General features: G+C 70.9%; 12 protein-coding genes and 1 pseudogene. 10 read left to right on the top strand and 3 right to left on the bottom strand.

Features of this window, described 5'->3' with window-relative positions; all coding sequences use genetic code 11:
- Positions 1-11 precede the first annotated feature (11 nt).
- The 10 genes and pseudogenes from ACLZN2_RS23590 to ACLZN2_RS23545 form a co-directional block, all read left to right on the top strand.
- Positions 12-338, top strand: a complete 327-nt coding sequence (locus ACLZN2_RS23590) for a putative quinol monooxygenase (RefSeq protein ID WP_416980990.1) — start codon at positions 12-14, stop codon at positions 336-338.
- A gap of 68 nt (positions 339-406) precedes the next feature.
- A complete protein-coding gene (locus ACLZN2_RS23585) occupies positions 407-1,333 on the top strand; it encodes a metal ABC transporter substrate-binding protein (RefSeq protein WP_416980989.1) in 927 nt (308 codons plus the stop codon).
- The gene (locus ACLZN2_RS23580; protein ID WP_416980988.1) at positions 1,330-2,073 is read left to right on the top strand and encodes a metal ABC transporter ATP-binding protein; all 744 of its coding nucleotides are present in this window, start codon (positions 1,330-1,332) and stop codon (positions 2,071-2,073) included. The genes ACLZN2_RS23585 and ACLZN2_RS23580 overlap by 4 nt, the downstream gene beginning before the upstream one ends.
- Positions 2,070-2,936, top strand: coding sequence for a metal ABC transporter permease (locus tag ACLZN2_RS23575; RefSeq protein ID WP_416980987.1), 867 nt, complete (start codon positions 2,070-2,072; stop codon positions 2,934-2,936). The genes ACLZN2_RS23580 and ACLZN2_RS23575 overlap by 4 nt, the downstream gene beginning before the upstream one ends.
- Positions 2,937-3,424: 488 nt before the next feature.
- Positions 3,425-4,570: an XdhC family protein gene (locus tag ACLZN2_RS23570; RefSeq protein WP_416980986.1), complete on the top strand. Its 1,146-nt coding sequence runs from the start codon at positions 3,425-3,427 to the stop codon at positions 4,568-4,570.
- A 498-nt stretch (positions 4,571-5,068) separates the two neighbouring features.
- On the top strand, positions 5,069-5,710 hold the full coding sequence (locus ACLZN2_RS23565) for a (2Fe-2S)-binding protein (protein WP_416980985.1): 642 nt from the start codon (positions 5,069-5,071) through the stop codon (positions 5,708-5,710).
- Positions 5,711-5,719: 9 nt separating this feature from the next.
- On the top strand, positions 5,720-6,700 hold the full coding sequence (locus ACLZN2_RS23560; protein ID WP_416980984.1) for an FAD binding domain-containing protein: 981 nt from the start codon (positions 5,720-5,722) through the stop codon (positions 6,698-6,700).
- Positions 6,697-8,886: a xanthine dehydrogenase family protein molybdopterin-binding subunit gene (locus ACLZN2_RS23555; protein WP_416980983.1), complete on the top strand. Its 2,190-nt coding sequence runs from the start codon at positions 6,697-6,699 to the stop codon at positions 8,884-8,886. The genes ACLZN2_RS23560 and ACLZN2_RS23555 overlap by 4 nt, the downstream gene beginning before the upstream one ends.
- An 886-nt stretch (positions 8,887-9,772) precedes the next feature.
- Positions 9,773-10,321: a MarR family winged helix-turn-helix transcriptional regulator gene (locus tag ACLZN2_RS23550; RefSeq protein WP_416980982.1), complete on the top strand. Its 549-nt coding sequence runs from the start codon at positions 9,773-9,775 to the stop codon at positions 10,319-10,321.
- Between the two features lie 843 nt (positions 10,322-11,164).
- A pseudogene (locus tag ACLZN2_RS23545) lies at positions 11,165-11,453 on the top strand (IS110 family transposase); the annotation flags it as partial.
- A gap of 123 nt (positions 11,454-11,576) precedes the next feature.
- On the opposite strand, the gene ACLZN2_RS23540 reads toward ACLZN2_RS23545, so the two are convergent.
- Genes ACLZN2_RS23540 through ACLZN2_RS23530 form a run of 3 tightly spaced genes read right to left on the bottom strand, consistent with a single transcriptional unit; the run spans position 11,577 to position 14,030 of the window.
- A complete protein-coding gene (locus tag ACLZN2_RS23540; protein WP_416980981.1) occupies positions 11,577-12,149 on the bottom strand; it encodes a transcriptional regulator in 573 nt (190 codons plus the stop codon).
- Between the two features lie 28 nt (positions 12,150-12,177).
- Complete coding sequence (locus ACLZN2_RS23535; RefSeq protein ID WP_416980980.1) at positions 12,178-13,743, bottom strand: helix-turn-helix domain-containing protein; 1,566 nt, start codon at positions 13,741-13,743, stop codon at positions 12,178-12,180.
- Positions 13,740-14,030, bottom strand: a complete 291-nt coding sequence (locus tag ACLZN2_RS23530; protein WP_416980979.1) for a helix-turn-helix domain-containing protein — start codon at positions 14,028-14,030, stop codon at positions 13,740-13,742. Before ACLZN2_RS23530 ends, ACLZN2_RS23535 begins: the two co-directional genes overlap by 4 nt.
- Between the last annotated feature and the right edge of the window lie 183 nt (positions 14,031-14,213).

Below are 14,213 nucleotides of genomic sequence, written 5' to 3'. Positions count from 1 at the left end.
CGGAGCATTCAATGATCTTCATCGCCGTACGATTCACCGTCCGTCCGGAATACCGCGACCAGTGGCTCGACCGCGTGGCCGACTTCACCGCCGCCACCCGGGCCGAGCCCGGCAACCTCTTCTTCGAGTGGTCCGTCGATACCGCTGACTCGCGCCGCTTCGTCCTCCTGGAGGCGTTCGCCTCCCAGGAGGCGGGGGTCGAACACGTCGGCTCCGACCACTTCAAGGCGGCGATGGCCTGGATGCCGGATGTGGTGACCGTGACCCCCGACATCATCAACGTCGAGGCGGAGGGCCAGGGATGGTCGCGGATGGCGGAGGTCACTCCACGGAAGTGACTCCCCGCGGGGAGCGTCCGGTGCCTGATGAACCTGCCTCTTGCCACCTCTGTCCAGCGGAGCCACACATGCCGAAGAGATTCGCCCGCAGTGCCTGGGGCGCCTGTGCGACGACGATGGTGTTCCTGCTGGCCGCGTGCCAGATCGGGAGCGCGAGTGCGGCCCGCGCCGAGCGGCCGGTTGTCCTGACGACGTTCACGGTCCTGGCCGACATCGCCGCCAACGTCGCGGGGGACCACCTCCGGGTGGAGTCCATCACCAAGGCCGGTGCGGAGATTCACGGGTACGAGCCCACACCGGACGACATCAAGAAGGCCGCCGGAGCGGATCTGATCATCGACAACGGCCTGCACCTGGAAGCGTGGTTCGAGCAGTTCGTGGCCGAACTCGACGTGCCCCACGTGGTGGTCAGCGAAGGAGTCACGCCGATCGACATCTCCGAGGACGCCTACCGGGGACGAACCAATCCGCACGCGTGGATGTCACCGCTGAACGTGCAGATCTACGTGGACAACATGGTGAAGGCGTTCAGCGACCTCGACCCGGACAACGCTGCCGCGTTCAAGGCCAACGGCACGCGCTACAAGCGGCAGCTGCAACGGCTTCATGACGAACTGGTGGGTGCGCTGGACCGCCTACCGGACAATGAACGGGCACTGGTCACCTGTGAGGGCGCCTTCTCCTACCTGGCACGCGACACGGGCCTGACCGAACGGTACATCTGGGCCGTCAACGCCGAGCAGCAGGCCACTCCGCAGCAGATCACCCGCACGATCGACTTCGTCGAACAGAACAGGGTCCCCGCGGTGTTCTGCGAGTCCACCGTGTCCGACGCTCCGATGCGCCAGGTCGTCTCGGCCACCGGAGCACGGTTCGGCGGTGTGCTCTACGTCGACTCCCTGTCCGAACCGGACGGTCCCGTGCCCACCTACCTCGATCTGATCCGCCACGACGCGGACACCATCGTCACTGCGCTGACCGGGACCACCCGGTGACCGCGCCGGCGATCCACGTCGAGCACGCCACGGTCCGCTACGGCGACGTCGTCGCACTCGACCGCGTCACGCTGTCGCTGGCCGCCGGACGGGTGTGCGGGCTCGTGGGGATGAACGGCTCGGGCAAGTCGACGCTGTTCAAGACCATCATGGGTTCCCTCAAGCCCGACAGCGGCACCGTGCGCGTCAACGGCGGCCCGCCCGCACGGGCACGCAAGGCCCAGGCGATCGGCTACGTCCCTCAGAGCGAGGACGTGGACTGGGCGTTCCCGTTGTCGGTACGGGACGTCGTGATGACCGGCCGCTACGGCCACATGGGCTTCACCCGGCGCCCGCGTCGCGCCGACCACGAGGCCGTGGACCATGCCCTGGAGCGAGTGCGGCTCACCGAGCTGGCCGACCGCCAGATCGGGCGGCTCTCCGGCGGCCAGCGCAAACGTGCGTTCGTCGCCCGCGGAATCGCCCAGGGGGCCGGCATCCTGCTGCTGGACGAGCCCTTCGCCGGTGTCGACAAGGGCTCGGAGGCCACCATCACCCGTCTGCTGCGCGAACTGGCCCGCGACGGGGCCGCCGTCCTGGTGTCCACCCACGACCTGCACGCGCTTCCCAGCCTCGCCGACGAGGCGGTCCTGCTCATGCGCACGGTCCTCGTCCACGGCTCACCGGAGGAGGTCCTCCAGCCCGACAACCTCGCACGGGCGTTCGGTCTGGACGTGCTCCGGCGAGAGGAGACGGTGTGACCCTCTACGAGTTCCTCCTGGAACCCCTCACCTACAGCTTCATGGTCCGGGCCCTGGCGGCCACGCTCGTCGCGGCCGTGGTCTGCGCGGTGCTGTCCTGCTGGCTGGTACTCATCGGCTGGTCGCTCATGGGCGACGCCGTCTCCCACGCCGTGCTGCCCGGCGTGGTGCTGGCCTACGTCCTCGGTGTGCCGTTCGCGTTGGGCGCCATCGTCTTCGGCGTGCTGGCCGTCGCGCTCATCGGGGTGGTCCGGGACACCAGCCGGGTCAAGGAGGACGCGGCGATCGGCATCGTCTTCACCACCCTGTTCGCCCTCGGCCTCGTGCTGATCTCGGTCACCCCCAGCCAGACGGACCTCAACCACATCATCTTCGGCAGCCTGCTCGGCGTCGACCGCGCCGACCTGATCCAGATCACCGCCCTCGGCGCGGTCACCCTCGCTCTGCTGATCCTCAAGCGCCGTGACTTCACCCTCTACGCCTTCGACCCGACCCATGCGCAGGCCATCGGCCTGTCCCCCCGTCTGCTCGGCGCGGCCCTGCTCGCACTGCTCGCCTTCACCTGCGTGGTGGCTCTCCAGGTCGCCGGTGTCATCCTGGTCGTGGCCATGCTGGTCATCCCCGGCGCGACCGCGTACCTGCTGACCGACCGATTCCAGCGCATGCTGCTGATCGCACCGGCCTTCTCCGCTGCCGCGGCCGTCGCCGGCCTGTACTTGAGCTACCACCTCGACACCGCCTCCGGCGGCATGATCGTCCTGGTCCAGGGCACCGTGTTCGCCCTCGTGTACCTCTTCGCCCCGCGCCACGGCCTCATCGGCAACCAGATCACCAGACGCCGGCATCACCGGGCACACACATGAAAGGCCCCGGCGACAGCGGCGGTGCCGGAGGGCCCCGCTCGCCTCCCTCCGAAGCGTCACTGGCGCGTCTTACCGGTGCCCGCTGCACCTGACCGTCTGCAAAAGGCGCGAAACTCGAGCTCATCACAGGCTGCGTCAACCGCGAAAGCCAAGAGCCTCAACCTGGCGGCACGTCCACCGGATGCGAGAGCTCGACCCGCGGCACCTCCAGAATGCGCTCCGAATGCCACTGCGCGTCCGAGCGTTGAGGACCGTCACTTCTCAACTCCACTCTCCTGCTGGGTTCACATCCCGACACCTTGCTAAACGGACAGTGGTCCGGTACGTTTCCCGTGTGAGCGGACCGCGGTCCGTTTAGCGGCGCCACAGCGCCGGATGCGGTGAAGGCGCATGGCCGACTCCCGGCCTGCCCAACGACGCTCCGGCCCGCCACCGGCGTACGCCACCACCTGCCCATGCGATCCGATCGCGTTCTGTGGAGGGACCAAGTGCTGGACATCGCCCAGGAGTTGAGTCGGTGGCTTGAGGAGGGCCGGGAGTTCACCGTGGCCTCCATTGTCGGCGTCAGTGGCAGCGCACCGCGCGGACTCGGGGCGGCCCTCGCCGTCGATCGCGAGGGCACCGCCGTCGGGTCGGTCTCCGGCGGCTGCGTGGAAGGAGCCGTCCACGACCTGTGCACACGAGCGCTCAAAGACGGCAACGCCGTCGTCGAGCGGTTCGGCTACAGCGACGACGATGCCTTCGCCGTCGGCCTCACCTGCGGCGGGATCATCGACATCCTCGTCACGCCGGTCACCGCCGCCGCGACGGTCAGGACGGTACTCCGGTCCGCCCTGGCCGGCGCCGCCCGCAACGAACCGGCAGCCCTCACCCAGGTCATCCGCGGTCCGTCCGACCTTCTGGGCAAGAGCCTGCTCGTACGCCCCGATGGCACATTCGAAGGGACACACGGAGACAACCGCGCCGCACTGGACCGGACTGCGGCCGCCGAGGCGCGTGCCTCGCTGGAAGCGGGCCGCACCGGCACGGTCGACATCTCCGAGGACGGATCACTCTGTCCCGGCGGGCTCACCCTGCTCGTCCAGGTGAACATGCCTCCGCCCCGCATGATCGTGTTCGGGGCGATCGACTTCGCGGCGGCGCTGGTCGGGGTCGGCAAGTTCCTCGGCTACCACGTCACCGTGTGCGACGCCCGCCCCGTCTTCGCCACCCGGGCCCGCTTCCCGGACGCCGACGACATCGTCGTCGACTGGCCCCACCGCTACCTCCGCGGCACATCGACGGACGCACGCACCGTCCTGTGCGTCCTCACCCACGACGCCAAGTTCGACGTACCCCTGCTGACGGAGGCTCTGCGGACGCCGGTCGCCTACGTCGGCGCCATGGGCTCTCGCCGCACCCACGCGGACCGCGAGCGCAGGTTGCGCGAAGCCGGCCTGGGAGAGACGGAGTTGGCCCGGCTCAGGTCACCGATCGGGCTCGACCTCGGCGCCCGTACGCCTGAGGAGACCGCCCTGTCCATCGCTGCGGAGATCGTTGCCGTCCAACACGGTGGCACAGGCATCCCGCTCACCGGCGCGGGGACACCCATCCACCGCGACGCAGGTCAGCGGGCCGTACTGGGAGTCGCCTGACGGGGGCGCCTGCACGCCACCAGCAAGGCGACCAAGCCTCTCCACGCCTCCTCGGGGCCGGGAGACCTGCAGGACATGTCCATATCTCCTCAGACCGATTCGGAAACTGTCATGAAGTCGCCCGAACCCCAGCCGCCACGTCACCCTTGTCGGTGTCGGGCCTCACCACAGCCGCACCGGCCGTAGGCACGACCGCCTTCGCCGGCACCGAGACCACCACGACGAAGTCGTCCTGCCCGGCCGCCTCGCAGGCCGCCGACCTCTACCTGCGCGACTCCAACCGCCGGCCGGGCCATCGCCGAGGCCGACCTCGGGACGATGCACAGCCGCCTGAGCCCCTCCGCAATCGACCGCGGCATGCGGTGGCCGACACCGTCCGGTTCGCCCATGTTCTGACGACGCAGGCCCCGCACGCACCGGCGACGCGCGCCGTGCGCAATTGCGCGCCCACCGGTAATCCCCTGACAACCACCTGCACCCCAATGAGGGAGAGCGGACATGTCCACCGAACTTCCCGACTCAATTGCGTCTCCGTCCGCCGGGCCCCCCTCGGCGCCGACCAGACGTACGTTCATCGCGACGACCACCGTGGTCGGAGGGACTGCCCTGGCAGGCGGCCTGATCGTGGCGCCGCCCGCGGTCGCTGCCGAGGAAGCGGTGGCGGCCGAGGCGCCGCCCGGCAGTCGCGTCTCCCTGACAATCAACGGTGTCCGGCGCACCGTCACGGTCGACAACCGCACCTCGCTGCTCGACCTGCTGCGTGAGCACCTGGACCTGACCGGTGCCAAGAAGGGCTGCAACGCCGGTGCCTGCGGCGCCTGTACCGTCCTGGTCGACGGACGCCGGGTCAATTCCTGTCTGACGCTGGCGGTGCGGCTTCAGGGCGCCGAGGTCACCACGATCGAGGGCCTGGAGCAGGGCGAGCGGCTGCACCCGCTGCAGCAGGCGTTCATCGACCAGGACGCCTACCAGTGCGGCTTCTGCACCTCCGGCCAGATCGTGTCCGGTGCCGCGTGCATCGAGGAGGGCCACACCGGCTCCACGGACGAGATCCGGGAGTGGATGAGCGGCAACCTCTGCCGCTGCGGCTGCTATGTGAAGATCGTGCGCGCGGTCGAGCAGACCGCGCGCGGGAAATGAGGCCCGGTCATGCATCCCTTCGCCTACACCAGGGCCTCCGACACCCGTGAGGCGCTCGACGCCGGCCGGCGCGGCGGCCGCTACATCGCGGGCGGCACCACCCTGGTCGACCTGATGCGCGAGACCGTCGAACGCCCCGGCACGCTGGTCGACATCAGCGCCCTGCCGCTGCACGAGGTGACGGCCACCGAACGCGGCGGCCTGCGCATCGGCGCGCTGGTGCGGATGGCCGACGCCGCGGCCCACCCCAAGGTGCGCTCTCTGTTCCCCGTGATCTCCGAGGCGCTGGAGCTGAGCGCCTCGCCCCAGCTGCGGAACATGGCCACCATCGGCGGCAACATCATGCAGCGCACCCGCTGCACCTACTTCCGTGACGTGACGGCCGCCTGCAACAAGCGCGAGCCGGGCTCGGGCTGTGCGGCCCGCGAGGGCTTCAACCGCACCCACGCGATCCTGGGCACGTCCGCCTCCTGCGTGGCCACGCACCCCTCCGACGCCGCCGTGGCCTTCGCGGCGCTGGAGGCGAGCGTGCACCTGCTGGGCCCGGACGGCTCGCGCACCGTCCCGTTCGCCGGCTTCCTGCTGCAACCCGGCAGCACCCCGAACCGCGAACAGGCCCTGAAGAAGGGTGAGTTGATCACCGCAGTGGAGATCCCCGCGCATCCGCGGCCGCTCAGGTCGGGCTACCTGAAGGTGCGTGACCGGCAGTCCTACGAGTTCGCCCTCACCTCGGCGGCCGTCGCGCTGCACGTCCGCGGTGGGGTGATCCGCGAGGCGAAGGTGGCCGCAGGCGGCGTGGGCACCGTGCCCTGGAAGCTGCCCGCCGTCGAACAGCGGCTCATCGGCGAGCGGCCCTCGAAGGCCCTGTGGGCCGAGGCGGCCGAGCGGGCGGCGGACGGGGCCCACCCCCTGCGGCACAACCGTTTCAAGGTCGAGTTGCTCAAACGCACGGTCGAACGCCAGCTGCGCATCGTAGGAGGCACCAAGTGAGCCAGCCGCAGGCAGCCGTCGGCGCGTCCGTCGCCCGGGTCGACGCGCGGGAGAGGGTGACCGGGAGAACGAAGTACGCCGGAGACAACAGCCCCGCCGGGGTCGTGCACGCGGTCATCGTCGACAGCACGGTCGGGCGCGGCCGTGTCACCGGTATCGACGCCCGCGCCGCCGAAGCCCAGAGGGGCGTCCTGAAGGTGATCAGCCACCTCAACGCGCCCAAGCTCCCGCCTCTGACGGGGGGATGGCCACCGCCGGGGGCGTTGCGCGCCTTTCAGGACGACCGGGTCCGGTTCTTCGGGCAGCCTGTCGCGGTGGTGGTGGCGGCCACGCTGGAGTCGGCACAGCACGCCGCGAGCCTGGTCGAGGTCTCCTACGACGCCCGGCCCGTCTCGACCGACCTTGCCGCCGCCCCGTCCGCGAGCGATCCCCAGACCTATGCGCGCGGCGACGCGGACGGGGCCCTGGGGGCCGCCGACGTGAAGCTGGACCTGGCGTACCGGATGGCCCGCAACCACCACAACCCGATGGAGCCGGCCGGCACCGTCGCCCGCTGGGACGGTGACCGGCTCACCCTGTGGGAGAAGACCAACTGGGTGGGCGGCACCGTGATGACCATGGCCGCCGAGTTCGGCATGCCGGCGGACAAGGTCCGTGTCATCGCGCCGGCCGTCGGCGGCGGCTTCGGCAGCTCCGGGCGGACCTGGGTGCACACCGCCATCGCGGCCATGGCCGCCCGCGAGGTGAAGCGCCCCGTGAAACTCGTGCTCACCCGCAGGCAGACGTACTTCGGCGTGGGATACCGGCCCGCGTACGAGTACGGGCTGCGCCTGGGCAGCGACCGGCGGGGCCGCCTGGCCGCGTCGGTGCACGACGTCCGCTCCGAAACCTCCAGCTACGAGACGTACAGCGAAAGCGTTCTCGTTCCCGGCCGGATGCTCTACCACACGCCCAACGTCCGCCAGGCGTACGGGCCCGTGCCGCTGGACGTGAACACGCCGACGTTCATGCGCGGCCCCGGCTACGCCAGCGGCATCTACCCCATCGAGTCGGCGCTGGACGAACTCGCCCACGAACTGGGCCTCGACCCGATCGAGCTGCGGCTGCGCAACGAACCCAGCGCCGACGAGGCCAGCGGGCTGCCGTTCTCCACCCGCCGCCTGCGCGAGTGCTACCGCGTGGGCGCCCGCGAGTTCGGCTGGCACCGGCGCAATCCCGAGCCCCGCTCGACGCGCGACGGCGACTGGCTCATCGGTATGGGGATGGCCGCCGGTGTCTACGACACCCAGCGCGGCGAGGCCCAGGTCTCGGTCCGGCTGGATGCCGACGGCACCGCCCTGCTGCAGTCCGCCACCAGCGACATGGGTCCCGGCACGGCCACGTCCATGACCCAGGTCGCCGCCGACGCCCTCGGCCTGACCATGCGCCGGGTGACCTTCCGGCTCGGCGACTCCCTCATGCCCCCGGCCACCATCCATGCCGGCTCGCGGACCATGGCCAGTGTCGGCTCCGCCGTCCAGGACGGCTGCGACAAGCTGCGGCGGCAGGCCATCACGCTCGCGGTCGGGGACAAGGGATCACCACTGCACGGCGTCGCCCCCGCCGACGTCGTCGTACGCGGCGGCCGGCTGTACGACAAGAGCGACCCCGCGCGCGGGGAGACATACCAGCGGCTCCTGGCCCGCAACAACCTCACCCACCTCGAAACGCTCGGCTCGTACGCCGGGGCGACCGGAACGGAGAAGTTCTCCTTCTACGCCTACGCCGCGACCTTCGCGGAAGTGGCCGTGGACGTAACGCTCGGCCTGGTACGGGTCCGGCGCATGGTCGGCGTGTACGACGCCGCCCGGATCATCAGCCCGAAACTCGCCGACAGCCAGGCCATCGGGGCCATGATCGGCGGCATCGGCCAGGCCCTGCTGGAGCACACGGTCACCGACCACCGCGACGGCCGGATCGTCAACGCCAACCTCGCCGACTACCTCGTGCCGGTCCACGCCGACATTCCCACGGACCTGAAGGCGATCTACATCGACGGGGAGGACTACAAGGCCGACCCGATCGGCGTCAAGGGACTCGGTGAGATCGTCATCGTCGGCGTGGCACCCGCCATCGCCAACGCGGTCTTCAACGCCACCGGCCGCCGCATCCGCGAACTTCCCATCACCCCCGAAGCCCTGCTCTGAACGCCCGGGCCGGTCGGTCCACCCGCCGACCACCCGCGCGTTCCCACCGACGTCCGGCGGCTTGCGACGCCACACCACCGGGTACCAGGGCCGCCGCCGCGCCCCTCTCCCCCAGGGCACGGCGGCGGCCCGTTCGAGCAGCCCGTCTTCCCCGAAGCGCACGCCAGGCCGAACATCGCGGACCCCCTGCACCGCCGGTGCGGCGAGGCCCGCCCCTTCGCCCTGGCCACGGCCGTCGACGTCAGAGGCAGCGCACCCCTCCCATCCCGCCCGGCACCGCAGTCGTGGGGCCTACGAGGCACTGGGTGTCGATGGATTCCCGCCCCGCGCCCGTGTCCGGTCGCATGTGAGGCCGTCGAACGCGGGCGCCGCGAACGGGGCAGCCGCGGCGGCCCGTCGGGCTCGACGTCCTTGCCCACCGGGACGAGGGCGTGCGCCGCCCGATCGCGGTAGCTGCGGTACTGACGCCGGGCGAGTTCCCGTCCGACGGGTTCCGCGGCGCGAGCACGGTGAGCCCGTAGTACCCGAGCCGGGTGCCCGGCCTGTCGCCGACACCTCGGCTCATGCGGCCCTCAGGCCCTCCTGTACATCCCCGACCGTTGCGCCGCCGTCCGGCCGGTCGCGGATGGGCGACCGGCTTCTGGAGGCGTTCGACAATCGAGCCGACCGCGCCCCGCAGAATGTCGTTCGCTGTCTTCCGCCTGCCCACCGCACGGGTCGTGATCGGTGGCGCCGGCGCTACCGCGGCGCCCGAGCAGGCCCGCTGGGTGTGATCGCCAAGGAGGCGGGGGCGGGCAGCGTGCGTGTCAGCGAGACTTCCCCACATCGCAAGCCACCTACAAAAGCTTTCTATGAAGCTATCGCGCTAGTGACCTATACTGCAGGCGTGACAGCGACATCAGATCCCGTGGGCGCGTGGATGCAGGCGTGGCGTGCGGAACTGCCCGAGGTCGTCTTCGCATCGTCGGAGCTGAGCAAGCGGATCATGTTCCTCTCCGCGGCCCTGGACCGCGTGCTGCGGTCCGATCTGGCCGAACTCGGGCTGACGGTGGCCGAGTTCGACGTGCTGGTGGCGTTGCGCAGGGCCGGTGAGCCGTACCGCATGAAGCCCAACCAGCTGGCCCGCTCCCTGATGCTCTCCACCGGCGGTACCACCAACGTCACCCACCGCCTGGTGGCCCGCGGCGCCGTCGAGCGGGAGGAAGACCCGGCCGACGCCCGCAGCACCTGGATCCGGCTGACACCGGACGGCATCGCGCTCGCCGAGCGTGCGGTCCTCGTCACCTCGGCCGAGCACGACGCTTTCTTCGAGGGTGTGCCGGCCGAAGTCATCGACGCGGCGACCGCCGCGCTCCGGGACCTCATCACCGCCTGCCCGGGCCTGCTCCCCCGCAGCTCTGCGGTGCGGGCCGCCCGAGCCCAGGGCCCGGCCTGAGGACCGCCGCCCCGCCCCCTCGGGCGCCTCGCGGACGTCGCCGAAGGGGGGCGCGGATCCTCACCGAGGACAGGCGCGAACCACGCCATCTGCGAGCTCCCGGGCCCGCTGACCATCAGGGCGGTCGACACGGCCTCACGCACCACGACGCCTACGGTTTCCGGGGCAATGCGGCGGTTTTCCTGCTTCTGCCGGAATGTGCGCCGACCGATTCCCCCGCGACAGTTGCGACCTTCAGCGGGCTGTACCCATGGTGGCCAAGGCCCGTCCCCGCGCTTCAACCCCGCTGTCCACCGCCTTCCGACCGCACCTCGCACCAACCGGTCGCCCGATATGCCCTGCCTGCCCGTCCGCCGGTTGGACAGGGCAGGCAATACGCAGACCCGGATTCGACCGGGACAGTCGATCCAGCGAGGAAATATGGCCTCTGGCCTGCGGAAACAGAGATCGGCAGACGAGTCGGGCCGTACGCCGGGTTTACACGGCCCCCAGACGCGCTGCACGAGAAGCGCCTCAAGCCCGTCTTCGTACGCGACATCGCCTCTCCCCCACCGCAGCCTGGCCGCACATCACCGGGCCGCGGTGCGCGGCACAAGGCCCCCCGGAAACCCCGTGAACTCGCCCATAAGAGCTCGTAACACGATCTTGCCGAGATGTCCTGGTCGGGCGCTACCGGCCTGACGATTCGACCGTTCGTGTGGTGTGAGCATTCTGCCGGATCGTGGACGACGACTTGTGGGGTGCCCGAGCGCACAGCCGAGTTCGGCAAGTACGGCGCCAGCGGAACACGGTCACGCCAGGGACGCGGTCGAGGCCGGCGAAGACGGAGACGGCGCGCTCGCCGCGGAGCACGGCACCGTGCTGGTGATCGTCGACCAGCCCGCCTCGATCGGCGCCCTGCCGCCGACGGCCGCCCGCGACGCAGACCGCAAGGTCGCCTATCTGCCCGGCCCGACGATGCGGCGGATTGCCGACCCCCGCCCCTCCGGGCGAGGGCAGGACCGACGCCCGGGATGCGGCGATCATCGCGGACGCCGCCCGCACCATGCCCCACACGCTCCGCTCCATCGAGCCGGACGACGAGACCATCGCCGAACTGCACATGCTCGTGGGCTTCGACGACAGGGCTGCACGATGAGGGGGACGGCGTTCTGCGGCGCTGGAGCGCCCGCCCGTATCGGCGGGCTCGTCAGTCGACCGGGGCGATGCCCTCGCTGCCGGGGGGAGATACGCGGCATGCGGACTCACGCAGGGGTCAGGCGGCGAAGCCGATGTTGGTGACGTACTCGTACTGGCCCCATCGCGATCCGAGGTCGACGATCTGCTCGATCCAGGCATCGTCCAGGGCCCGGTCGTCGCCGGTGGACCAGGCCGCGACGAGAGCCTCCCAGTGGCGGATGTTGAGGGTGCGCAGTTCCACGGCCCGCTGGTGGGAGGGACGTACTCCGGACTGGTTGAGCGGGTGGATCTCCACGCGGGTGCCCCGGCCGGCGCGGCCCAGGCGGGCCAGGAGGTAGCGGGCGACGTTGCGGCGGCGGACGGCGCGGTAGGCGGCGTCGATCCGGGCGAGGTTCTGCTTCGTCGGGCTGCGGGTGCCGGCCAGCCATGCCTTCAGGGTGCGGTCGGTGACGGTCAGGCCCGCGTCGTGGGCGGCGGCGCGGGCGTGGGGGGTGCGGGTGAGGTAGTGCAGGCGGGCCAGGAGGCCGCGCCGGGTGGTGACGGGGGTGGCGATGAAGTCGGCGAGGGCGTCGAGCTGCCGGGCGATGGCCTGGTGTCCCTTGATTCCGCTGGCGCCGTACTTGCCGAACTCGGCGGTGCGCTCGGGCACTTGAAAGGTCCTTCTTCCCTGTCGGTTCTCAGTCGTCGGCTTCGTGGGCGGCGGCCGGGTGTGCGGGCGCGGCGCCGACGGTGTAGACGTCCTTGACCTTCACCTCGAAAACCCCGCGGCCCTCGGGGAAGACACGGTGCCAGGTGCCGATGACGTGGAGTTCGTCGGTGCCCATCGCGCGGACGACGGTCAGGCCCTCGGTGTGCGCCTTGTGCGCCTTCATCCAGAGGTTGGCGAAGGCCTGGGAGCGGATGAGGTGCATCCAGTCCGGGCGGTACAGCTCCCGGTTGTAGTTCGACTCCCCCATCGTGGAGACGAACTTGGAGTACATCGCCTTCACATACTCCAGCGTCACCTCGTCGCCCTCGGCGAGCGCCCTCTCCCGGGCGTCCTTCAGGGCGATACGGAACTTCTCCAGCAGGCTCTCGGTCGCGCCCGAGGTGAACGACTCGTGGATCTGCGGCGGTTCGCACAGTCCGTGTCTGGGGCCGGACAGGCGCAGCAGCAGGCGCAGGGTGGGTTCGGTGACCCAGAGCGGGCCGGGCTCGTCGCGGTTGCCGATCGGGTTGGGCAGGTAGGCGTCGTGCTCCCATGCGGGCGGGGTGATCAGGTGGACGCCGGCGCGGCGGCGGTCGTGGTGGTTGCCGGCTGTGTGTTCCAGCTGGCCGATCGGCAGGTGCGTCTTGAGCGCGCTGAGATAGGCGCCGTTGATGTCCAGGGCCGTCACCTGGTGCGTGCCGGCGGGCAGTTCGGGGCGGGTCCACTTGGGGCGGGCCTCCCAGATCTGGTCGGCGCCGCGGGCGGAGGACTTGCGCAGGATGTCCGGGATCCAGGGGTGGGCGACGATGGCGTAGCGGCCGCCCTTGCGGCAGTCGTCCAGCAGAGCCATCGCGTCCGGGATCGCCCGCTTGACCAGCGCTGCCGTCGCCGCCTCCACATCGCCCTCGTGCCTGGCCAGCGCGGCCGCGACGACTTCTGCGATCGGATCCGGCAGGTCGGAGGCGGCCTGCACACGGCGGGCGCCGGACACGGTTCTCACCGGCGCGGCGGGGCGGGACGGACGGCTCGCCGGGACATTCGCGGCCGGCGGGGCCGGTTGCGGCGCGCACGCGGCGGGGTCCAGGTGCTGCGGGAATCCGGCGACCTGGTGGCGGGCGGGCTGCCCGCACAGGACGCACGGCCGGGGCACTCCCAGGTCCTCGACGTCGTCGGCTTCCGGCGCCGGATACGGCTGATCAGCTGCACCCGGCCGCTTGGCAGCCGTCACAGCATCGCCGCCCGACGTGGCGGGCCCGGATTGGGGCAGGCCGGCGTGAGCGGCGGTCTCGGCCTGCCGGGCGGCATCAAGGTCGGCGAGCTTGGCGTGAGCGCCGTTGAGGAAGTAGGCGTAACGCTCACGGACGTCACCGGCCGGGTCGCGGCCCGCTTCCCAGCCGCCGACCGTGGAGGGACTCACCCCCAGCGCCCGGGCCACCTGCGCGCGGGAGAGGTCCAGTGCTTCACGCAGGGCGCGGCGCTGCCCGGCCGGGGGCAGTTCGGCCTCGTTGCGGGCCGCGGCCAGCAGGGCGTCGATCGCCTCGAACTGCGGCTTCACCGCACCTCCCCCTTCACGGGCGGCCGCCGCCGTCCGGCACGGCGCGCGTCGGGCAGCACCTCGCATGCCCGGGTCGGGCCCGCCAGGAAGTCCAGGACGTCCATGCCGTAGTGCACGGCCAGCGCCTCACAGTCGGCCAGACTCCAGGCGGCGGCCCCGGACTGACGGCGGCTCACCTGCGCCTGCGTCACTCCCAGCGCCTCAGCCAGTCTCGCCTGCGACTCGCCCGAGGCGTGCATCAGCGCCGCCACCACCAGCCGCACCCGTTCCGGCAAGGACATTCCCATGACCCCATCCTACCAAAGTCATGCGGTTTTTGAATCATTTATGAGTGATTCGCATAGCTGTCTGGTGGGCCGGAGCGCGGGGAACGGCCGGACGGCAGGAGGCGGGCGCCGCGGTGCATCGGGTCTCCGCACAGGGCACACCGCCGCGGCCGCGTGTCCGAGAGCGAGGTCCACGCCCGCCGT

The sequence above is a fragment of the Streptomyces sp. T028 genome, from assembly GCF_048159505.1.
GTDB lineage: Bacteria > Actinomycetota > Actinomycetes > Streptomycetales > Streptomycetaceae > Streptomyces.
Note: the sequence above shows the minus strand (reverse complement) of the source record. Positions and strands in the feature narration are given on the sequence as shown.

Excerpts from the sequence above, each read along its gene's own strand:
- ACLZN2_RS23590 (WP_416980990.1), top strand. The coding sequence starts at position 12 with ATGATCTTCATCGCCGTACGATTCACCGTCCGTCCGGAATACCGCGAC.
- ACLZN2_RS23585 (WP_416980989.1), top strand. The coding sequence starts at position 407 with ATGCCGAAGAGATTCGCCCGCAGTGCCTGGGGCGCCTGTGCGACGACG.
- ACLZN2_RS23565 (WP_416980985.1), top strand. The coding sequence starts at position 5,069 with ATGTCCACCGAACTTCCCGACTCAATTGCGTCTCCGTCCGCCGGGCCC.
- ACLZN2_RS23560 (WP_416980984.1), top strand. The coding sequence starts at position 5,720 with ATGCATCCCTTCGCCTACACCAGGGCCTCCGACACCCGTGAGGCGCTC.
- ACLZN2_RS23530 (WP_416980979.1), bottom strand. The coding sequence starts at position 14,030 with ATGGGAATGTCCTTGCCGGAACGGGTGCGGCTGGTGGTGGCGGCGCTG.